The organism is Erwinia sorbitola, assembly GCF_009738185.1.
GTDB classification, from domain to species: domain Bacteria; phylum Pseudomonadota; class Gammaproteobacteria; order Enterobacterales; family Enterobacteriaceae; genus Erwinia; species Erwinia sorbitola.
Window position 1 is genome coordinate 2,135,166 of sequence record NZ_CP046509.1, and the last position, 20,941, is coordinate 2,156,106.

Annotated in this window: 18 protein-coding genes; 5 read left to right on the plus strand and 13 right to left on the minus strand. The window is 52.8% G+C overall.

From position 1 onward, the window contains the following. Positions 1–3 precede the first annotated feature (3 nt). A complete protein-coding gene (locus GN242_RS09580; protein ID WP_154751304.1) occupies positions 4–327 on the plus strand; it encodes a YdbL family probable chaperone protein in 324 nt (107 codons plus the stop codon). A gap of 67 nt (positions 328–394) precedes the next feature. Here GN242_RS09580 and GN242_RS09585 read toward each other — a convergent pair whose 3' ends face one another. Next, positions 395–1,000, minus strand: coding sequence for an FMN-dependent NADH-azoreductase (locus GN242_RS09585; protein ID WP_154751303.1), 606 nt, complete (start codon positions 998–1,000; stop codon positions 395–397). A gap of 236 nt (positions 1,001–1,236) precedes the next feature. On the opposite strand from GN242_RS09585, the gene hrpA reads away from it, so the two are divergent. Further along, positions 1,237–5,136, plus strand: a complete 3,900-nt coding sequence (gene hrpA, locus GN242_RS09590; protein WP_154751302.1) for an ATP-dependent RNA helicase HrpA — start codon at positions 1,237–1,239, stop codon at positions 5,134–5,136. Positions 5,137–5,185: 49 nt separating this feature from the next. On the opposite strand, the gene GN242_RS09595 is transcribed toward hrpA, so the two are convergent. The 7 genes from GN242_RS09595 to rstA form a co-directional block, all read right to left on the minus strand. Continuing rightward, on the minus strand, positions 5,186–6,076 hold the full coding sequence (locus GN242_RS09595; RefSeq protein WP_156287360.1) for an N-acetylmuramoyl-L-alanine amidase: 891 nt from the start codon (positions 6,074–6,076) through the stop codon (positions 5,186–5,188). 112 nt (positions 6,077–6,188) lie between these two features. Beyond that, the gene (locus GN242_RS09600) at positions 6,189–6,995 is read right to left on the minus strand and encodes a trypsin-like serine peptidase (protein WP_154751300.1); all 807 of its coding nucleotides are present in this window, start codon (positions 6,993–6,995) and stop codon (positions 6,189–6,191) included. 120 nt (positions 6,996–7,115) lie between these two features. Beyond that, positions 7,116–7,199: a small membrane protein YdgU gene (ydgU, locus tag GN242_RS22005; protein WP_508610860.1), complete on the minus strand. Its 84-nt coding sequence runs from the start codon at positions 7,197–7,199 to the stop codon at positions 7,116–7,118. A gap of 87 nt (positions 7,200–7,286) precedes the next feature. After that, positions 7,287–7,823: an acid resistance repetitive basic protein Asr gene (gene asr / locus GN242_RS09605; protein ID WP_154751299.1), complete on the minus strand. Its 537-nt coding sequence runs from the start codon at positions 7,821–7,823 to the stop codon at positions 7,287–7,289. Positions 7,824–8,020: 197 nt separating this feature from the next. Beyond that, positions 8,021–9,505 carry a carboxypeptidase M32 gene (locus GN242_RS09610; RefSeq protein WP_156287361.1) on the minus strand — a complete coding sequence of 495 codons (1,485 nt, stop codon included), beginning with the start codon at positions 9,503–9,505 and terminating at the stop codon, positions 8,021–8,023. Positions 9,506–9,522: 17 nt separating this feature from the next. After that, positions 9,523–10,812: a two-component system sensor histidine kinase RstB gene (gene rstB, locus GN242_RS09615; RefSeq protein WP_154751298.1), complete on the minus strand. Its 1,290-nt coding sequence runs from the start codon at positions 10,810–10,812 to the stop codon at positions 9,523–9,525. Continuing rightward, positions 10,809–11,537 carry a two-component system response regulator RstA gene (gene rstA, locus GN242_RS09620; protein WP_154751297.1) on the minus strand — a complete coding sequence of 243 codons (729 nt, stop codon included), beginning with the start codon at positions 11,535–11,537 and terminating at the stop codon, positions 10,809–10,811. Before rstA ends, rstB begins: the two co-directional genes overlap by 4 nt. 177 nt (positions 11,538–11,714) lie before the next feature. Here rstA and GN242_RS09625 point away from each other — a divergent pair, with 177 nt between their 5' ends. Beyond that, a complete protein-coding gene (locus GN242_RS09625; protein WP_154751296.1) occupies positions 11,715–12,146 on the plus strand; it encodes a hypothetical protein in 432 nt (143 codons plus the stop codon). A gap of 76 nt (positions 12,147–12,222) precedes the next feature. Here GN242_RS09625 and GN242_RS09630 read toward each other — a convergent pair whose 3' ends face one another. Beyond that, entirely contained in the window at positions 12,223–13,614 is a 1,392-nt protein-coding gene (locus GN242_RS09630) for an amino acid permease (protein WP_154751295.1), read from the minus strand. A gap of 210 nt (positions 13,615–13,824) precedes the next feature. Then, positions 13,825–14,775: a DUF1471 family protein YdgH gene (gene ydgH / locus GN242_RS09635; protein WP_156287363.1), complete on the minus strand. Its 951-nt coding sequence runs from the start codon at positions 14,773–14,775 to the stop codon at positions 13,825–13,827. 961 nt (positions 14,776–15,736) lie between these two features. On the opposite strand from ydgH, the gene pntA reads away from it, so the two are divergent. Together pntA and pntB are read left to right on the plus strand one after the other, a co-directional pair. Then, positions 15,737–17,266, plus strand: a complete 1,530-nt coding sequence (gene pntA / locus GN242_RS09640) for a Re/Si-specific NAD(P)(+) transhydrogenase subunit alpha (RefSeq protein WP_154751293.1) — start codon at positions 15,737–15,739, stop codon at positions 17,264–17,266. Between the two features lie 10 nt (positions 17,267–17,276). Then, complete coding sequence (pntB, locus tag GN242_RS09645; RefSeq protein ID WP_154751292.1) at positions 17,277–18,665, plus strand: Re/Si-specific NAD(P)(+) transhydrogenase subunit beta; 1,389 nt, start codon at positions 17,277–17,279, stop codon at positions 18,663–18,665. Between the two features lie 77 nt (positions 18,666–18,742). Here pntB and GN242_RS09650 read toward each other — a convergent pair whose 3' ends face one another. The 3 genes from GN242_RS09650 to fnr form a co-directional block, all read right to left on the minus strand. Continuing rightward, positions 18,743–19,009, minus strand: coding sequence for a DUF2534 family protein (locus GN242_RS09650; protein ID WP_156287364.1), 267 nt, complete (start codon positions 19,007–19,009; stop codon positions 18,743–18,745). A gap of 11 nt (positions 19,010–19,020) precedes the next feature. Beyond that, the gene (uspE, locus tag GN242_RS09655; RefSeq protein WP_154751291.1) at positions 19,021–19,971 is read right to left on the minus strand and encodes a universal stress protein UspE; all 951 of its coding nucleotides are present in this window, start codon (positions 19,969–19,971) and stop codon (positions 19,021–19,023) included. 116 nt (positions 19,972–20,087) lie between these two features. Beyond that, positions 20,088–20,843 carry a fumarate/nitrate reduction transcriptional regulator Fnr gene (gene fnr / locus GN242_RS09660; protein WP_154751290.1) on the minus strand — a complete coding sequence of 252 codons (756 nt, stop codon included), beginning with the start codon at positions 20,841–20,843 and terminating at the stop codon, positions 20,088–20,090. Between the last annotated feature and the right edge of the window lie 98 nt (positions 20,844–20,941).

Sequence of the window (20,941 nt, forward strand, 5' to 3'; positions counted from 1 at the left end):
AAAATGAAACGACTATACTGCGGTATCTTGCTGGGGTGCCTGTTGTTATCGCCAGCGGTAATGGCCTTAACGCTGGAACAGGCGCGGCAACAGGGGCGGGTAGGCGAAACGCTTAATGGCTATATTGCAGCGGTGCAGCAGGATGCGGAAACGCTGGCGCTGGTAAAACAGATTAACGAAGGGCGCGCGCACCAGTATCAACTGCTGGCGCAGCAGAATAATATGACCACGCGAGAAGTCGCCAGCATAGCCGGTTTAAAACTGGTTGAGAGAGCGAAATCAGGGGAGTATGTGCGCGGGATTAACGGTCAGTGGTTGAAAAAGTAGCGGCGGCACCGACACAGTGCCACCGCAAAGGTTGAGGAGGGTAATCTCAACCTGGTCTGAGTGATTATCAGGCAGTGACGATCTGAGAAATCACTTCTTTTGCATCGCTGGCTGCCTTAGCTGCCACTTCCGGGCCGTAGCCAATGCCTTCAGCAAACACAAATTGCACATCGCTCATGCCCAGGAAGCCCAGGAAAAGAGTCAGGTATGGGGTCAGCAGATCGCTTGGGGTATCTTTATGGATACCACCACGGCTTGACAGAACCACAACTTTTTTACCTTTGATCAGGCCTTCCGGACCCTGCTCGGTGTAACGGAAAGTTACGCCAGCACGGGCAACCAGGTCGAAGTAGTTTTTCAGCTGAGTAGGGATGTTGAAGTTGTACATCGGCGCGGTGATCACGATGGTGTCATGGGCCTGGAGTTCAGCAATCAGTTCGTTGGAAAGATCCAGAGCTTCCTGCTGACGCGGAGTCAGAGCTGCATCAGATGGACGCAGCGCGCCGACTAATTCGCCGTCCAGCACCGGAATTGGGTTCGCAGCCAGATCACGTTCGGTGACTTCATCACCAGGATGGGCAGCTTTCCACTCGGAAACCAGGTGATCAGCCAGCTGGCCAGACTGAGAGTAACCGGCAAGAATACTTGATTTCAGTACTAATACTTTGCTCATGGTTCTATTTCCTGTTTTGTGATGCGGAGCACTCTCCGCTCAATAAAGGACACTTTACGGATAAATTGGCGGCAGTGTAAGTGCGAGTTTTCGATATCAATGTTCAAAAAAATTGAATTAACTCAGGCGGGCAATTAAAACGCTAAGTACTTGTCTGTGTTACACTACGCAAAATTCTGATCTCATATTTAATTCATGTTGCCTGATGTAACGGCGACAAAGCGAGTTTTACTACCATGTCTGATACACCACAATCTGCCCTGACGCCCCTTTATGCGCGGCTTGATACGCTGATGCTGCGCGACCGCCAGCGTTTGCAGCGTCGTCTTCATGGCGCAAAAAAAAGTAAAAACCCGACGGCACTTCAGGCGCTGATTGAGGAACTGAGCAGCGATATTGCAGCGGCAGAGCTGCGGGTGGAGGCTCGACGTGCCGCAACGCCGGTTATCCGCTATCCGGAAAATTTACCGGTCAGCCAGAAAAAGCAGGATATTGCCGATGCCATCCGCGATCATCAGGTAGTGATTGTTGCCGGGGAAACCGGCTCAGGTAAAACCACTCAGCTGCCAAAAATCTGCATGGAGCTGGGGCGCGGTATTCGCGGGCTGATTGGCCATACTCAGCCGCGTCGCCTCGCCGCGCGCACGGTTGCCGACCGTATTGCGGCAGAGCTGGAAACATCACTCGGCGGCTGCGTAGGGTACAAAGTACGATTTAACGATCAGGTCGGTGACACCACCCAGGTGAAACTGATGACCGACGGTATTCTGCTGGCGGAAATTCAGCAAGACCGTCTGCTGATGCAGTACGACACCATCATTATTGATGAAGCGCATGAGCGCAGCCTGAATATTGATTTCCTGCTGGGCTATCTGCGCGAGCTGCTGCCAAAACGGCCTGATTTAAAGGTGATTATCACCTCTGCGACCATCGATCCGCAGCGTTTCTCCCGCCATTTTCACAATGCGCCGGTGATTGAAGTCTCAGGCCGAACCTATCCGGTTGAGGTTCGCTATCGTCCGGTAGTAGAAGACGCCGAGGATACCGACCGTGATCAGCTTCAGGCGATTTTTGATGCAGTCGATGAGCTGGGCAAAGAGAGCCGGGGCGATATCCTGATCTTTATGAGCGGCGAACGTGAAATTCGTGACACCGCCGATGCGCTGATGAAACGCGACCTGCCGCATACCGAGGTGCTGCCGCTTTATGCGCGACTGTCGAATGCAGAGCAGAACAGGGTGTTTCAGTCTCACGTCGGGCGGCGCATTGTGCTGGCGACCAACGTGGCGGAAACCTCGCTCACCGTGCCGGGAATAAAATATGTTATTGACCCGGGCACGGCGCGTATCAGCCGATACAGCTTCCGCACCAAAGTGCAGCGCCTGCCGATTGAACCAATCTCTCAGGCCTCGGCTAATCAGCGTAAGGGCCGCTGCGGGCGCGTATCAGAGGGGATCTGCATTCGTCTGTATGACGAAAATGATTTCCTCAGCCGCCCGGCGTTTACCGATCCGGAAATTCTGCGCACCAACCTGGCATCGGTCATTCTGCAAATGACCGCGCTGGGGCTGGGCGATATTGCGGCGTTCCCGTTTGTTGAAGCCCCTGACCAGCGTAATATCCAGGATGGCGTGCGCCTGCTGGAAGAGCTGGGTGCTATCACCCTGAAAGAGGGCCAGCATTATCAGCTGACGCCGTCTGGCCGTGCGCTGGCCCAGCTGCCGGTTGACCCGCGTCTGGCAAAAATGGTGCTGGAAGCGCAGAAGTATGGCTGTGTGCGCGAGGTGATGATTATCACCGCCGCACTGTCGATTCAGGATCCGCGCGAACGTCCCGCAGAGAAAAAGCAGGCGTCTGACGAAAAGCATCAGCGCTTTGCCGACAAAGACTCTGATTTTCTCGCGTTCGTTAATCTGTGGAACTACGTGCAGGAGCAGCAAAAAGCGCTCTCCTCCAGCCATTTCCGTCGCCTGTGTAAAACCGACTATCTCAACTATCTGCGGGTACGCGAATGGCAGGATATCTATACCCAGCTGCGTCAGGTAGTCAGGGAGCTTGGGCTGCCGGTCAACAGCGAACCCGCTGAAATCCGTGAAGTTCACACCGCGCTGCTTACTGGTTTGCTCTCACATATTGGCCAGAAAGATGCCGATAAACAGGAGTTCACCGGTGCGCGTAATGCGCGTTTTGCCATTTTCCCTGGTTCCGGTCTGTTTAAGAAGCCGCCAAAGTGGACAATGGTGGCAGAACTGGTGGAAACCAGCCGCCTCTGGGGGCGAATTGCCGCGCGTATCGAGCCGGAGTGGATTGAACCGGTGGCACAGCATCTCCTCAAGCGTAGCTACAGTGAACCGCACTGGGAGAAAGGCCAGGGCGCAGTTATGGCCAGCGAGAAAGTCACGCTGTATGGACTGCCGATTGTTGCGGCGCGTAAGGTCAATTACGGCCCGATAGATCCGGTGCTGTCACGTGAGCTGTTTATCCGTCATGCGCTGGTAGAGGGCGACTGGCAAACGCGTCATGCGTTCTTCAGGGCCAACCTTAAGCTGCGTACGGAAGTGGAAGAGCTGGAACATAAATCCCGCCGCCGCGATATTCTGGTTGATGACGAAACTCTGTTTGAGTTTTACGACCAGCGTATCGGCCACGAAGTTGTCTCTGCCCGCCATTTTGACAGCTGGTGGAAAACAGTCAGCCGTGAAGAGCCGGATCGCCTTAACTTTGCCCGTGAAATGCTGATTAAACAGGGTGCAGAGAGCGTCAGTAAACTCGACTACCCGAACTTCTGGCATCAGGGCAACCTTAAGCTGCGCCTGAGCTATCAGTTTGAACCGGGAGCTGATGCTGACGGGGTCACGGTGCATGTGCCGCTGCCGCTGCTTAATCAGGTTGAAGAGCGGGGCTTTGAGTGGCAGATCCCGGGCGTACGCCGCGAACTGGTGATTGCGCTGATAAAATCACTGCCTAAACCGCTGCGCCGTAATTTTGTTCCGGCCCCGAATTACGCTGATGCATTTCTCGGTCGTGCCACTCCGCTGGAATTACCGCTGCTGGAGTCGCTGGAGCGTGAATTCCGTCGGATGTCCGGCGTCACGCTGGAGCGTGAAGCATGGCAGTGGGAACAGGTGCCCGATCATCTGAAAATCACCTTCCGCATTATCGATGAAAATAATCGCAAGCTGGCCGAAGGCAAAGATCTCACCGCGCTTAAGGTGCAGCTGAAAGGCAAGGTGCAGGAAACGCTGTCGAAAGTGGCAGATGATGGTCTGGAACAGAGCGGGCTGCATATCTGGAGCTTTGGCGATCTGCCGGATCACTTTGAGCAGAAGCGCGGTAACTACAGCGTGAAAGCCTGGCCTGCGCTGGTGGATGAGAAAGACAGCGTGGCAATCCGCCTGTTTGACTCCCGGCATGAGCAGCAAAAAGCGATGTGGCGCGGCCAGCGGCGTCTGCTGTTACTCAATATCCCTTCGCCTATTAAGTATCTGCACGAAAAACTGCCGAATAAAGCCAAGCTGGGTCTGTACTTTAACCCTTACGGTAAAGTGCTGGATCTGATTGATGACTGTATTGCCTGCGGCGTGGATAAGCTGATTGCAGAATCCGGAGGCCCCAGCTGGCAGGAGCAGGGCTACGCACAGCTGCATGATAAGGTTCGCGCGGAACTGAACGAAACGGTGGTAGAGATTGCTAAAAAAGTCGAGCAGATCCTTACGTCAGTATTCGCAATCAATAAGCGATTGAAAGGGCGCGTGGATATAACCATGGCACTGGCGCTGTCGGATATTAAAGCGCAGATGAACGGTCTGGTGTATCGCGGTTTTGTTACCGGCAACGGCTGGAAACGGCTGGGTGATACCCTGCGTTATTTACATGCCATTGAGCGTCGCATGGAGAAACTGGCCGTTGATCCGCACAGTGACCGGGCGCGGATGCTGAAGGTTGAGTCTGTGCAGCAGGCGTGGGTTCAATGGTTTAATAAACTGCCGCCGCAGCGTAAAGATGATGAAGAGGTACAGGATATCCGCTGGATGATTGAAGAGCTGCGCGTCAGCTTCTTTGCGCAACAGCTGGGTACGCCTTATCCTATCTCTGAAAAACGTATTCTACAGGCCATAGAGCAGGTGACACTGTAACTTATTTCTCTGCCAGTCAGCGTTGGCTGGCAGAGAAAAACCGGGGGCGTCAGATATCCATATCACTCTCCGGAGGGTGGCGCAGGATCTGGCTATCCGGATGATATTTTGCCACCAGCGCAGCGGCTATTGCCTCAGTTTCAGCATCTGCTTTCCCGCTGTAATCCGACGGGCGGAAATGCATCTGAAATGCGGTAATTGTCTGCTGAGTCAGCGCATCCAGAATGCCCGTTTGAGGGATCGCGTAGCCATAACGCGCCAAATCAATCTGAATATTTCTGACCGAACCTCTGTCATCAGGCGCACGTCCTGCCAGATAGTGCCGTATCGTACTGCGATCCGGCCATGCGCCAATACCCATCTCAGCTAACTGTTGCCATGGAAAAAGCGGGCCAGGATCAACCTTACGGGTGGGCGCTACATCACTGTGGCCGAGTACGCGATCCGGGGTAATGTCATAGCGTTTAATAATATCGCGGGCGAGGCGGGCAACAAGGTTGATCTGCCTGCCATCCCAGGGATACCACTCCAGACTCTTCGAACTCTTTTTATAGCCCAGATTAACAATTTCGATACCGATCGAGCTGTCATTAAGATGAGTACGGCCACGCCATTCACTGACTCCGGCGTGCCAGGCGCGTTTATCTTCCGCCACCAGCTGATAAACGGTGCTCTGATTCAGCAACGGGCTGCCAGTACCGGGAACCAGATAATGTGCGCTGACCGTGCCCTGACTAAGCAGGCGCAGCGATTCAGCATCATTGGCAGCGGTGTAATGGAGGATCAGAAAACGTACTCGTTCGCTCTGACTTTGGGAGGGGTGCTGGCTGTTCACCTGATAACCCGGGTGGCTTGCCTGATTGTCGGGTTGTGGGGAATCTGTCGTATTAGCGCAGCCCGTTATAAAAAATATAAGGGCAATTAACGCGATGTTTTTCATAGCCTCATCCTTGAACACTGAATTATATCCAGCGCCATTATTGGCGAATGTGTGACAGAAAAACATCTATTAAATGTCGAAAAAGATGAGCGAAAACAACGACTATCTATATTTATTGTGCCAGGGCTTCCAGCGTATCGCGAAATGCCGTTACCGCAATGGCGCGGTTATCCGCCAGATAGCGATCTTTGGCTGCGGGTGCCGAACTTTGCACCGCAATTAGCTGCCATTCGCCATCCACTTTCAACAGCAGCGGTGACCCACTATCTCCGGGCAACGTATCGCACTGATGCGACAACACGGACTTTTGCGCCCAGCCGGTAACCATGCAATCGCTATGGGAGTAAAGGGTATCGAGGTGGTCTTCCGGATAGCCCGCCTGAGTCACATGACGGCCTGCGGTTTTAAGCGCAGCGGTGAGATCTTTGCGCGTGCCTGCAAACAGGGGAATCGGCTGGATCCCGGAAGGGGGATTACGCAGAATAATCAGGCCAAAATCATAGGGCGCGGCGGAAGCGGGAACAATCCAGCCGTCGCCGTCTGCCTTCAATTTTTTACCCAATGCGGGGTCTACACGGCCTTCGATATCATGAATTTCATAGCGCCAGCTGCTGTTATTACCTGAGATAAAACGCAGGGCAACGGCCTTATCAATTTTACCTGGGGGAGCAAGCAGGCAGTGTCCTGCGGTCAGCGCCAGGTGGGGAGCAATCAACGTCGCGCTACACAGATTCCCGCTCTCGGTCTCAAGCTGGCCGATGGCTTCCCAGGGAGCAGAGGCCGTATCTTTGATTGGCTGACGATCGTCTTTACCAAAAAACAGTGTTTTGGTATCAGCGTCGCTGCGCTCTTCATCATCAGCATGGGCAAAACAAGACCCGGCAAGGAAACCTATCAATAACACAGCGGTCAGACGCATATTTTTCTCAGGCTGGAAAAACGTTGATATCAGTGATTATGTTAGTGCAGTAACTATAGACGGATAGTGCTGGAAAAGGGAGATTAATTTGTAATATCAGCACACTACGGCCATCTGTCATTACAGATAAAAGCTGGCAGCAACCAGGCCACAAAGGATCATAATAGCCAGAATGATTTCGAATAAATAGCGACGCACCATCATCCGAAACTCCTTAAAGAAACACCCGGAAAAACCGGGTGTTTGAGTTAACTCATGTGCGTGAGGTGGCGGGCACCCCGGCCGTCAGTGTTATGCTTTAGGAGCAGTTTTCTTAACAGCTTTGTGGTGTTTTTTGGCAGCCTGAGCTTTCTGAGCTACTGGTTTTTTAGCAGCTTTGTGGTGTTTTTTGGCAGCCTGAGCTTTCTGTGCAGCTGGTTTGGTAGCGGCTTTGTGGTGTTTTTTGGCAGCCTGAGCTTTCTGTGCAGCTGGTTTGGTAGCGGCTTTATGGTGTTTTTTCGCAGCCTGAGCTTTCTGAGCTACTGGTTTGGTAGCAGCTTTATGATGTTTTTTTGCAGCTTGTGCATTCTGAGCTACTGGTTTTTTAGCAGCTTTGTGGTGTTTTTTGGCAGCCTGTGCTTTCTGCGCTGCTGGTTTCTTAGCAGCTTTGTGATGTTTTTTAGTATGTTTAACAGAAGCTTTCACTGGTGCCGGAGCAGCAGTAGTGGTGTTGGTAGCAGCAACGGTTGGAGCAGCGGTGGTTGCTGGAGCAGCAGTTGTTTCAGCGGCGAAAGCGACTGAAGACAGACCCATTGTAGCAGCGACAACCAGAGCAAATAATTTTTTCATTGCAAAACCCTCAAGGTGTTTAGTTCAGGTGTCAGCCCACTCTGGGGCCGGTGAAAAGACTATATGTGAATAAGAGAGGGCTTTCCGTGAGTGATTAGTATCGGCGTGTAACCGATTGTACAAGCGGGAGTCTGGATTAATACCTGTGTTCTTCAACCGTTAGGGGGCACAGGCACGCCTGCCCCCCTGATCCGCAATCACTTCAGATAACGGCTTTCCAGATGCTGGCGGAAATAGTGTGGATTCAAATCTTCCCCGGTCGCATTTTCAATCAGCTGACGGGTACTGAAACGGCTACCGTGCTGCCAGATATTCTGCTGTAACCAGTCAAACACCGGTTGCAGATCACCCTGACGAATATGCTCATTGACCTGTGGAATAGCGCGCTTCAGCGCCTGGAATAACTGAGCGGCATACATTGCACCGAGAGTGTAGGTCGGGAAGTAACCGAAGGCACCATCTGTCCAGTGAATATCCTGCATACATCCATCACGATAGTTACCCCGGGTATCCAGACCCAGCCAGGCCAGCATTTTTTCATCCCACAGTGCCGGGATATCATCAACCTCGATCTCACCGCTGATTAAGGCTTGCTCAATTTCATAACGCAGAATAACGTGGGCCGGATAGCTCACTTCATCGGCATCCACGCGGATTAAACCCGGCTTAACGCGCTGGTTAAGAGCAATAAAATTCCCTTCGTTCAGCTCCGGGCGATCGCCCAGCAGCAGCTGCACCTGCGGTAGAATCAAACTGAGAAAATCCGGGCTGCGGCCAAGCTGCTTTTCAAAAAACAGACTTTGCGACTCGTGAATTGCCGTGGAGCGCGCCAGCGCCACCGGCTGATCGGCCCATTGCTTAGGCAGGTTTTGCTCATAGCGGGCATGACCGGTTTCGTGGATCACTCCCATCATGGCGCTGATAAATTCGGACTCATTATAGCGAGTGGTAATACGCACATCGTCCGGCACGCCGCCGCAGAATGGATGAGCGCTGATATCAAGGCGTCCGGCGTTAAAATCAAAGCCCAGTTGCTGCATAATCGCCAGGCCAAGCTGCTGCTGAGAAGCCTGTGGGAACGGGCCGGCAGGGCGATCAACAACTTCGCCCGCCTGCTGTTCAACGATCTGCTGTAACAGGCCCGGCAGCCACTGTTTTAGATCGCCGAAAGTTTTATCCAGTTTGGCACTGGTCATGCCGGGTTCGAACACATCAAGCAGGGCATCGTAACGTGAGGTGTTGTTAGCCTGAGCGCGGATCTCTGCCTCTTCGCGGCTCAGTTTTACCACCTCTTTCAGATTGGCGGCAAAGCCCGTCCAGTCGTTCGCCGGGCGCTGCTGACGCCAGGCGTGCTCGCAGCGCGACCCGGCAATAGATTTGGCCTCAACCAGCGATGCAGGCAGCAGCGATGCCTGTTGCCATGCACGCTGCATCTCATACAGGTTAGCCTGTGCCACATCATCCAGATCTTCCTCACGGGCCTGTTGCAGCCAGATGCCAACCTCTTTTGCGGTTAAAATCTCATGGCGCAGTACGCTAAGTTCAGCCAGCGCTTCACCGCGTGCGCGGCTGCCACCGGCGGGCATCATGGTCATCATATCCCAGCCTGCGATGGCCGACAGATGGCCAAAACGAGAGAGGCGCTGGAAGGTGCGGGTGAGGTTCGCGTAAGCAGAAGACATAGATTTCCTTTAATAAATTAAGAGTGCATAGCAGGGGACACGGGCCAGCAAAAACGCACGCTGGCTCCCCCAAGCGGGCTACTGTCGATGGTGACATAGCCGTCGAAAGCCTGGGCGATAGAGTGAACAATCGCCAGACCAAGACCGCAGCCTCCGGTAGCGCGATCGCGGCTCGGATCAAGGCGAACGAAAGGTTCGAACACGCGCTGGCGTTCATCCAGCGGAATACCGGGGCCATCATCCTCAACCTGCAAAAATGCCATATCGCCGTCAAACCACAGGCCAACCCGCAGGCGCTGTCCGGCATAGCGCAGGGCATTATTGACCAGATTATCAAGTACGCGCTCCATCAGCCGGGTATCAGCAACGCCAATATTTTCGCGCTGCGGGGTATCCAGTGCAATATCAAACTCCGGGTGAACCAGGCGGATATCGTCGAGCCGCTCATGTAACCACTGGGCAAGATCTAAGGTTTGCAGATTCAGATTCACCTGTGGACGGTCGAGACGTGCATAGGTGAGCAGCTCTTCAATCAGCGATTCAAGTTGACCAATATCGCGATTAAGTGCGGCGGATTCAGCTTCGGTCAGATTTTCACTCATCTCCAGACGATAACGCAGGCGCACCAGCGGGGTACGCAACTCATGGGCGATGCCGTCAATTAACTGTTTCTTACTGGCTACCAGCGTATTGATATTATCCGCCATCTGATTAAACGCCACGCCAAGACGGAGCAGGCTGGAGGCGCTGTCAAAATGAATACGCTCATCAAGATGCCCCTGGCCCAAACGCTGTGCGGCGTTTTCCAGCTTCAGCATGTCCTGCCAGTGCGGCCGCATCCAGATGAATACTGGCAGCGCCAGCGAGATGCCGATAAAGGCCAGCAGCGCGATATCCAGGATACGCATCTCATGCAGGTAGAACAGATAGGGGATCGGGCCAACGGCCAGCACATAGTGGCTGCGAGGAATATGCTGCAAAAAAGTGTATTCATCATCCAGCGCCACAATCTCACCCGCCCGCAGACGGCGCAGCGTTACCGGGTCGAGCTGATATTTACTCATCGGCTCAATATGCAGCTTAAACGACAGATTGAGATCGAGATTATCGATGGTTCTGTTCCAGTCATGGGGGGGGATTTCCCGTAGCTCGCTCCGCATCAGGTAGAGCGAGCTTTTCATCAGATCATCCATCGACTGACGCCCGGCACGTTCAGCGGTAAATTTGTAGACCAGCCCGACCAGCATTGCCATCACCAGAAAACAGACGAACAGCAAAAGGTAAAACTGGATAAACAGTTTTTTCATTGGGCATCCCAGGCGTGCGGAGCGAACAGATAACCTTTGTTACGAATGGTTTTGATTCGGTAAGGTTCTGTGGCGCTGTCGAGCAGTTTTTTACGCAGGCGAGAGATCGCCACATCAATGCTGCGATCCATGCCGTCGTAGCTGACGCCACGCAGCGTTTTCAGCAGTGCGTCACGGTTAAGAATCTTGCCTGCATGGGTTGCCAGCTCCCATAGCAGATCAAAATCCGCCGTCGAGAGGGCAATAACCTCCTCAGAAAGCATCACCTGGCGGTTAATCGGGTCGATGCTTAACGTACCAAAGCGCAGGGCGTTTTGGCCGCTAATGCCGGGCGCGATCTCTTCATGCTGGCTATTTACCCCGGCCTGACGCAGATGCAGACGCAGGCGAGCAAGCAGCACCGCAGGCGGCGTGGTTTTGAGAATATAGTCATTTGCGCCCATTTCCAGCGACAGAATATGGTTCATATCGCTGTCCAGTGAGGTGAGCAACACAATCGGCCCTGACCAGCTATTGCGCGCGCGTAAATCCCGACACAGCGTCATGCCATCTTTGCCAGGCAGCATGATGTCCAGCATCACCAGATCGGGGTTAACGGCGGCGATTGTCTCTTCCGCACGGTCGCCACGGCTTTCAACAATAACATCGATATCATGCCTGCCAAGGTAGGCGGCAATCAGTTCACCGACATCTTTATCATCTTCAACGAATACAATTTTGTTCATAGGGCTGGATATCTGACTATTAAGAACCGTAGCTTATCCTTTCCTGGTCGTTACGACTATTAATCAGCGCTAAATGTTAGGGGGAATGTATTACAATTTTGCCGGGATATGTCATTATATCCCGCGCCTGAGAGGGTGTATTGTACAGATGCCTGTCAGGGCAGTTCTTGCGTCGAAATGGATAAGGAGAGAAGAGTGTCAGAAGAGAAGCTGGCTTCAGCAGCGTACAGTGATCGTATCTGCCTCAACTATATCGATTTCCTCTCAGCTTCCTGCAAAAAACGCTGGAGCTTTGTTGATGCTATTTACGGTGTGATCCCATTTTTTGGCATGATTACCCGTAAGTCTCCGGCCACACTCCCGTCTTCATCCGAACCTCTGAAAGATCTGGCGCTGCAAATCATCTCTACTCAGGTCAGCGATGAAATTAATATTGCCCGTCTTATCACTCTTGCCCGCCAGCAGAATATCGGCCAGTTCGACATCCTGCTTCCTTATCCGCTCTCAGATGCGCAGCTCGACGTTATTCGTCAGGAGTACGCCAGGCCCCTCGACCTTGAGCAGCATGACGACCGCATCAGCGTGAAGATCCCGCTGCTGTCACACTGACAGCACCTGGGGCGGGTGATCAAATAAAACCGTCACGCAGATGCTTGTCAGGGAAGGGGGAAGGGCTGATATGCCCTTAACGCGCCAGCATCCAGACTGCGGGCACCGCAGCGATAACCAGCAGCACCATCAGAGATTTTTCTGCCAGATGCAGTGAGTCTGCGGCACGGCCTCCGCGGCGGGCATAGAGAAACAGCACCATACCCGGCGCGTAAAGCACCACAGACAGCAACAGATGCATCGGCCCGGAAGCATACAGCAGCCACAGGCCATAAATACTGGCACCCACCGCGATCGCCATCGCTCCTGGCTTATTCAGGCCGCGCGCCACCTTAAACAGATAGGCACCTACCAGCAGGTAGGGCACCAGAATCATCTCAGAAGCAATGGTCAGCAGCGTATTGTAGTCAGAACCGGTAAGCCAAATCAGAATCAAACACACCTGTACACAGCCATTGGTCAGCCACAGCGAGGCGGCAGGTGCACCACGTGAATTCTGCCGGCTGAGTGATCGCGGGAAAGCGCCATGCAGCGCCGCCACCAGCGGAACTTCTGCCGCCATAATCGTCCAGCTCAGATAGGCACCGCAGACGGAAACAATCAGCCCGCCCACGATCACCAGATTGCCCCAGTGACCAATCAGCGAGGTCATTAATCCCGCCATGGACGGGTTACGCATCTCTGCAAGGGTCGCTCGCGGCACAATACCCAGCGATAGCAGCGTCACCAGCAGATAGATCGCCAGCGCAGCGCTTACCGCCAGCAGCGTAGCGCGCCCGACATCATGACGGTTTCTGGCGCGTGATGAGACCACCACTGCACCCTCAATGCCGATAAACACCCAAAGAGTGATCAGCATCGTGTCTTTCACCTGCTGCCAGACCGGTTTACCCAATGCCAGCCCGGTGAAGTCGAAGCGGAAGCGATCGTAGTTGAAAGCGGCAATGGCCAGCAGCACGAACAGCCCCAGCGGCAGCAGTTTACCCAGGGTTGCCACCAGATTGATGCTTGCGGCGGTCTGCACTCCGCGCAGCACCAGCGCATGCACCAGCCACAGCAGAATGGATGCGGCAAGTACCGCCTGCCAGGTGTTACCATCGCCGAAAATTACATGGCCCGGGGAGTCGGTAAAAAAACTCATCGCGGAGAAAACAATTACCAGATAAGAGACATTGGCAATAACCGCACAAAGCCAGTATCCCCAGGCGGAGCAGAAGCCAATCAGCTCGCCAAACCCCGCCTGCGCATAGCTGAAAATACCGCCATCCAGCTCAGGTTTTAAACGGCTTAATAGCAGCATTGCCAGCGCCAGCAGCACAATCCCCACGCCGGTGATTGCCCAGCCAATTAACAGTGCGGCCGGGCTGGCAACCGCTGCCATATTTTGCGGCAGGCTAAACACCCCAGCGCCAAGCATTGAACTGAGCACCAGCGCAGTCAGCGCGGTAAGACCTAACTTTTTGTCCAAAAAATACTCCGGTTACAGAATAAAAAACCAGTTGTAAAGACCATGTTGGTTTTAACTCAGGGTGTAAGGCTAAATAAGGCAATTAAACGCCTGAAAGTGGCGGGGAATTCTACGGACTGAGGCGGCAGGATGCAATGACTTACTATGCAAAAACAGAAGGGAATTATTCAAAATAGCGGGGCAGCCAGGCGGCAGCCCCGCAGAAAAAACTTACTTGAAGAGATCGGCAGAGACAGTCAGGTTACCGCCGCTCTGATTCGACCACTGGCGGGTAACATGATAGTACTTGGCACCTTTAGCGATCGCACGGCGGCCAACTTCTTCCGACACCTCCGTAGGAGTACCGAAGTGACCAGTGAAAGTGATGCTGTCAAACGGCTGCATTTGCGCCGCAGTAATCGCATTCACTTCCTGTACGCTTTTACCATCAGGGCGTGTCACGGTGTAGCGCTTGCCGGTAGAACTTTGAGTTTCATAGAAACGGCCCACTTTATTGCTTGGGGTTTCATTGGAAGCCACGCCCGGAAGTTCAACCGTCTTAGCCGCCGCTCCACCCGCAGCCAGCGCCGCTTTACCCGCTTCAGAGTCAGCCGGGATCAGGTTAGGAGACTGCACCTGACGCTTCGGTGCATCAGCTTTATAGATATAGGCAGTGATAATCTGATTACCACCGCTGTTGGTATCAATCTGACGCACGATAAAGAAGGACGCAGCCCCTTTTGCCTTCGCAGAACGGGTAATAGCATCATTCACATCCGGCTGGCTGCGGAAAAATCCGCTGGCGCTGACGGTATCGTAAGGCTCAAGAGTAAAGGCTTCTGCTTTAGTCAATTCACGCACGCCGTTGATAATACGATCTTTATTTTTTGGCGCTTCAGGAGCATCAGCATGGTACAAATCAGCAGTAACATTCCAGTTGCCGCCATTACCGTTGATATCGTTGATACCCTGAATGTAATAAGCGGCAGCACCCCGGGCATCAGCACGTTTAGATACTGCATCGCTGGCTTCGTAAATGGCATTAAAACGCCCGCTGATAGTGATCCGATCGAACGGTTTCAGCGCTGCGGCTTTCTCCGGTGTCAGTTCCTGCGCCGCGTGAGCGGACAATGCTGTCATAGACAACAGGGCTGATGCCAGAATGGTATTCTTCAGCTTCATAAAAATTAATCCTTCGCCTTACGCAAAAAATGAGTACAAAAACGAGCTGGACTCTTGATGTGTAACAGATTAGGCAATGATTATTGCATGTAATAATGTTTGCTGTCTCAGTCATTTTATACCCGTCATACTTCAAGCCGCAGGATCGTTGGCTCTCCTCGCGCACCCCGGTCACTTACCGGAGTAAGCTCCGGGGATTTGCTGCGTGGCCGCCTGCCTGCAACTCGAATTATTTAGGGTATACGTGTTTAGGGTATAGGTGATGTGTTTTAGGGTATACGTGCTTAGGGTATATGCGTTTAGGGTATAGATAGCGTCATACTTCAAGCCGCAGGATCGTTTACTCACCTCGCGCACCCCGGTCACTTACCGGAGTAAGCTCCCGGGGATTTGCTGCGTGGCCGCCTGCCTGCAACCCGAATTATTTAGGGTATGGATAGCGTCATACTTCAGGCCACAGGATCGTTGGCTCACCTCGCGCACCCCGGCACTTACTGGAGTAAGCTCCCGGGGATTTGCTGCGTGGCCGCCTGACTGCAACCCGAATTATTTAGGATAAAAAGGGAATTTTGACCTTTGAGCAATTCCCGTTTTATGAATAATCAAGAAAGCAGGCTGAATCGTGTCATATTTAATTATTAACCACTAAAACTGGTAATTATTAACACTTATTGCGTTAAAGTATTGTTAATTAATGGAATTTGATAAAATTTATCGATTAATGTTAAAATTTATCGTAGCACGTTATGCGTTCTTTACCCTGCAATTCAGGCTCAATATATCGTAACCAGGGGGCAGTTATGCTTTTTTATCGGTTACTCAACGATAAGCGCTGACTGCAACTGGATCGGAAGACGCATTTTCAGTAGGTTATAAACCAGTTTGAACCTGTTACGTTTCGGTCATAAGGGCCGTGGCGATGAGAACAAACCATCGTACTCTCTGAAGAAAAGGGAAGATTATGCTTATTGGTATTACCAAAGAGCGGTTACCTAATGAAGCCCGTGCAGCTGCCACGCCAAAAACGGTGGAGCAATTATTAGCACTTGGTTTCAGTGTCGCTGTCGAAAGCGGCGCGGGTAAACTCGCCAGTTTTGAAGATGCAGCCTATGAAGCGGCTGGTGCCACAATTACTGACTCGGTCAATGTCTGGCAGTCCGACATTGTGCTCAAGGTCAATGCACCAACCGATGAAGAGATTGCACTGACGCGTGCCGGAAGCACGTTGGTAAGCTTTATCTGGCCGGCGCAAAATCCGGAACTGCTGGCTAAACTGGCAGAGCGAAATGTCACAGTGATGTCGATGGACGCGGTGCCGCGTATCTCTCGTGCTCAATCTCTTGATGCCCTTAGCTCTATGGCGAATATCGCTGGCTACCGTGCCATCGTCGAAGCCGCTCACGAATTTGGTCGCTTCTTTACCGGGCAGATTACCGCCGCTGGTAAAGTGCAACCCGCCAAGGTGATGGTGATCGGTGCTGGTGTTGCCGGTCTGGCCGCTATCGGTGCGGCGCGCAGCCTGGGTGCGATTGTGCGTGCCTTCGATACCCGCCCTGAAGTAAAAGAGCAGGTGCAGAGTATGGGTGCCGAATTCCTCGAACTCGATTTTGAGGAAGAGGCCGGCAGCGGCGATGGTTACGCTAAAGTGATGTCCGAAGCTTTTATTAAGGCTGAAATGGCGCTTTTCGCCGCTCAGGCAGCAGAAGTGGATATCATTGTTACCACCGCACTGATTCCTGGCAAACCGGCACCGAAGCTTATCACCGCAGAGATGGTTGCCACGATGAAACCGGGCAGCGTCATTGTCGATCTTGCTGCACAAAATGGCGGCAACTGTGATCTGACCGTGGCTGATACCGTCACCATCAGCCCGAACGGCGTTAAAATCATCGGTTACACCGATTTACCAAGCCGTTTGCCTACCCAGTCTTCACAGCTTTACGGCACCAACCTGGTGAACCTGATGAAGCTGCTGTGCAAAGAGAAAAACGGTGAAATCACTATCGATTTTGACGATGTGGTTATCCGTGGCGTGACAGTGATCCGCGATGGCGAAATCACCTGGCCAGCGCCGCCGATCCAGGTTTCTGCCGCGCCAAAAGCAGCAAAAGTGGAAGCCCCTGCGGAAAAAGCTCCGGAAGTACCTGCTTCTCCGATGCGTAAATACGGATTATTGCTGCTGGCAATTATCCTGTTTGGCTGGCTGGCAAACGTGGCTCCGCCTGAGTTCCTCTCGCACTTTACCGTGTTCGCACTCTCCTGCGTGGTGGGTTACTACGTGGTGTGGAATGTCAGCCACGCACTGCATACGCCGCTGATGTCGGTGACCAATGCTATTTCCGGCATCATCGTGGTCGGCGCAGTATTGCAGATAGGTCATGGCGGCTGGGTTAGCTTCCTCTCCTTTGTGGCGGTGCTGATTGCCAGCATCAATATCTTTGGTGGCTTTACCGTCACCCAGCGCATGCTGAAAATGTTCCGTAAAAACTGAGGGGTAGACCATGTCTGGCGGATTAGTGACTGCAGCATATATCATTGCTGCGATCCTGTTTATTTGCAGCCTTGCCGGGTTGTCTAAACATGAAACCTCGAAACAGGGGAATATTTTTGGTGTAAGCGGAATGGCGCTGGCACTGGTGGTAACTATCTTTGGCCCGGAAACTGGCAACGTCGCCTGGATCCTGCTGGCGATGGTCATCGGTGGCGCTATCGGTATTCGCCTGGCAAAGAAAGTCGAAATGACCGAAATGCCAGAGCTGGTGGCGATGCTGCACAGCTTTGTTGGTCTGGCAGCGGTTCTGGTTGGTTTTAACAGCTACCTTGACCACGGCCCGGGCCTGCTTCCGGTGATGGAGAATATCCATCTCACCGAAATCTTTATCGGTATCTTTATCGGTGCGGTGACCTTTACCGGTTCAATCGTCGCTTTTGGCAAACTTTGCGGCAAGATCTCATCTCGCCCGCTGGCATTGCCACATCGTCATAAGCTGAACCTGCTGGCGCTGGTCGTCTCACTGGCGCTGCTGATTATCTTTGTGCGCACTGATAGCGTTGGCACCCAGACCTTTGCGCTGGTGGTTATGACGCTGATTGCTCTGGCATTTGGCTGGCATCTGGTGGCTTCAATCGGCGGTGCCGATATGCCGGTTGTGGTTTCAATGCTTAACTCTTACTCGGGCTGGGCGGCAGCGGCGGCGGGCTTTATGCTCAGTAACGACCTGCTGATCGTTACCGGTGCTCTGGTGGGTTCAAGCGGTGCTATCCTCTCGTACATTATGTGTAAAGCGATGAACCGTTCGTTTGTCAGCGTAATTGCGGGTGGATTCGGTACCGACAGCAGCTCAACTGGTGAAGGTGAAGAGATGGGCGAGTATCGCGAAATCGATGCCGCAGGCACCGCTGAACTGCTGAAAAACTCCACCTCTGTGATCATCACCCCGGGCTACGGCATGGCGGTGGCTCAGGCGCAGTATCCGGTGGCAGATATTACCGCCAAACTGCGTGAACGCGGCATCAAGGTACGTTTCGGTATTCACCCGGTTGCCGGGCGTCTTCCGGGTCATATGAACGTCCTGCTGGCGGAAGCCAAAGTACCGTATGACATCGTTATGGAAATGGATGAGATCAACGATGATTTCAGCGATACCGACACCGTGCTGGTTATCGGTGCTAACGATACCGTCAACCCGGCAGCCCAGGAAGATCCGCGCAGCCCGATTGCCGGAATGCCGGTGCTGGAAGTGTGGAAAGCGCAAAACGTGGTGGTCTTTAAGCGTTCGATGAATACCGGCTATGCTGGTGTGCAGAACCCGCTGTTCTTCAAAGAGAATACTCAGATGCTGTTTGGCGATGCGAAAGCGTCGGTGGAAGCTATTCTGAAAGCACTCTGATAGCGATTGATAGCGCTTAAATGCTATCAGCGTCCTACAAAAAAGGCCCCGGAAGGGGCCTTTTTTTCGTCTGGCACTTAACCTCTGCTGTCAGGATCCTGCTCACCAATAAAGAAATACCACAGCGGGATGGAGAGCAGCAGCGTAAACACGCCGCTATAAATAAGGATCATAAAAAACTCAGAAACATACAGCTCTGCTGGCCAGCTAGAGAAGGGCATTTGGTACTCATCAATGGCACCGCCAATGATGGCTTTGGTCATCACAATAGCGGCAGTGACCAGAATACAGGCCTGGGCGATAAAAAAGTTACGGCGTTTTTTGCCCGGGGGAAAGAGTGACACAGCATTTACTCCTAATCGTCTTCGTCGTCATCCATTTCAACTGGCGAGGTAAAGCCATCAGGCTTGATCGCCAGCAGGTCACAGCGCAGGTGATCGATCACCTGTTCGGCGGTATTCCCGAGAAACGCAGCGGACAGCCCGGTGCGGCCAATGGTGCCAAGCACCACCACACCCGCATCAAGATGCGCAGCCAGTTCAGGGATTACCTCTTCCGGCAGTCCTTTCTCAACATGAGTAAATTTTTCATCAATAGAGAAAGACTGACGCAGTGCTTTCATTGCCACCAGATGCTGACCGCGGATAGCATCGTTATAGACGCTGGGATCAAAGTCTGGCAGCTCAATGGCAATATTAATTGGGGTCACCGGATAGGCACCAACCAGATGCACTTCGGTATGATTGACCCGTTCAGCCAGCTCCAGCGTTTCCCTTACCAGCTTGCTGTTCAATGGATCGTGATGCGGCTCTTCACTGGCAAGATTTACCGCCACAACGGCTTTGCCACCCTCCGGCCAGGCCTGATCTTTGACCATCCACACCGGGCAGGGGCATTTGCGCAACAGGTGCCAGTCAGTTGGGGTAAACACTACCGACTGTAAACGGTCATGCTGGTGCGCCATCTTAATCACCAGGTCATGCTTATTGTTAAGCACTTCCTGGATAATCGCTTCAAACGGACGATTGTGCCAGATAACCTTGATATCAATCTGCACACCGGCTGCAAGATAGGCCTGCGCCTGTTCACGGATCCACTCAGTACGTTGACTGATCACCCCTTTACGCATGGTGATGCGCTCATCAGGAGAGAGCAGGGTAGTCATCTCATAGGAGAAGTCGTAAATGGGAAGAAAGCAGGTAATCTTACCGCCAAGGCGCTGATTAAGATAAACAGCGCGGCGAAGCGCGGGCTGATCGTCCTGTTGCGGATCGATCGCCACCAGAATGTTTTGATACTGAGCCATAACGGTTTCTCCTTACACTGAGCGTGTCAGTCTAAAGATAGCCCAATCAAGGCAAAGGAAGAAGGGGAAAAGTCGTTGCCGGATCAATAAAATAAGAAATATCGACCCGGCAATGGTCAGGCGATGGCGCGGCTCTGGCCCGCCAGTTCAGAGAGAATTTCGTGATTCTCAATGGTGATGTACTTACCTTTCACCGCCAGCATGCCACTTTTCTGGAAGCGGCCCAGCAGTCGGCTGATGGTTTCAACCGTCAGACCAAGGTAGTTACCGATGTCGCCGCGAGTCATGGTCAGGCGGAACTCGCGCTGAGAGAAACCACGCTGACCAAAGCGGCGTGACAGGCCGTAGATAAAGGCCGCCAGACGCTCTTCAGCATTCTTTTTCGACAGCAGCAGGATCATCTCCTGGTCGCCTTTAATCTCACCGCTCATCAGGCGCATCATTTGCTGACGCAGGCTGGGCATTTTGCCGGAAAGATCGTCAAGGGTTTCGAAAGGAATTTCGCACACCATGGCGGTTTCTAACGCCTGAGCAAAGCTGGGATGCTGACTTCCGCTGATGGCATCAAAGCCCACAAGGTCACCCGCCAGATGGAAGCCGGTGATCTGCTCATCACCCTGTTCGGTGATGGTGTAGCTTTTAATGGTTCCGGAACGAATTGCGTACAGGGAGCGCAACTCGTCACCGGCTTTAAACAGCGTTTGCCCTTTCTGAATAGGTTTTTTACGCTCGATAATGTTATCAAGCTGATCCAGTTCATGCTCGTTAAGCGTGAAGGGAATACAAAGCTGGCTGATGCTGCAATCCTGGCAGTGAATGGCGCAACCACCCGATTGTATGCGTCTAGTGATAATTCGCTTTTCCGGAATCATAATGTACGCTCGATGATAATTGACTGATATCAATTTACCATCTTTCGCGCACACAAGGGAACTCATCTGAGCAGTTTTAGGCACAATAAATATGTGGA

Bases quoted from the DNA above. Each gene is read 5' to 3' on its own strand.
- GN242_RS09580 (WP_154751304.1), top strand. From the start codon at position 4: ATGAAACGACTATACTGCGGTATCTTGCTGGGGTGCCTGTTGTTATCG.
- GN242_RS09585 (WP_154751303.1), bottom strand. From the start codon at position 1,000: ATGAGCAAAGTATTAGTACTGAAATCAAGTATTCTTGCCGGTTACTCT.
- hrpA (WP_154751302.1), top strand. From the start codon at position 1,237: ATGTCTGATACACCACAATCTGCCCTGACGCCCCTTTATGCGCGGCTT.
- GN242_RS09595 (WP_156287360.1), bottom strand. From the start codon at position 6,076: ATGAAAAACATCGCGTTAATTGCCCTTATATTTTTTATAACGGGCTGC.
- GN242_RS09600 (WP_154751300.1), bottom strand. From the start codon at position 6,995: ATGCGTCTGACCGCTGTGTTATTGATAGGTTTCCTTGCCGGGTCTTGT.
- ydgU (WP_508610860.1), bottom strand. From the start codon at position 7,199: ATGATGGTGCGTCGCTATTTATTCGAAATCATTCTGGCTATTATGATC.
- asr (WP_154751299.1), bottom strand. From the start codon at position 7,823: ATGAAAAAATTATTTGCTCTGGTTGTCGCTGCTACAATGGGTCTGTCT.
- GN242_RS09610 (WP_156287361.1), bottom strand. From the start codon at position 9,505: ATGTCTTCTGCTTACGCGAACCTCACCCGCACCTTCCAGCGCCTCTCT.
- rstB (WP_154751298.1), bottom strand. From the start codon at position 10,812: ATGAAAAAACTGTTTATCCAGTTTTACCTTTTGCTGTTCGTCTGTTTT.
- rstA (WP_154751297.1), bottom strand. From the start codon at position 11,537: ATGAACAAAATTGTATTCGTTGAAGATGATAAAGATGTCGGTGAACTG.
- GN242_RS09625 (WP_154751296.1), top strand. From the start codon at position 11,715: ATGGATAAGGAGAGAAGAGTGTCAGAAGAGAAGCTGGCTTCAGCAGCG.
- ydgH (WP_156287363.1), bottom strand. From the start codon at position 14,775: ATGAAGCTGAAGAATACCATTCTGGCATCAGCCCTGTTGTCTATGACA.
- pntA (WP_154751293.1), top strand. From the start codon at position 15,737: ATGCTTATTGGTATTACCAAAGAGCGGTTACCTAATGAAGCCCGTGCA.
- pntB (WP_154751292.1), top strand. From the start codon at position 17,277: ATGTCTGGCGGATTAGTGACTGCAGCATATATCATTGCTGCGATCCTG.
- uspE (WP_154751291.1), bottom strand. From the start codon at position 19,971: ATGGCTCAGTATCAAAACATTCTGGTGGCGATCGATCCGCAACAGGAC.
- fnr (WP_154751290.1), bottom strand. From the start codon at position 20,843: ATGATTCCGGAAAAGCGAATTATCACTAGACGCATACAATCGGGTGGT.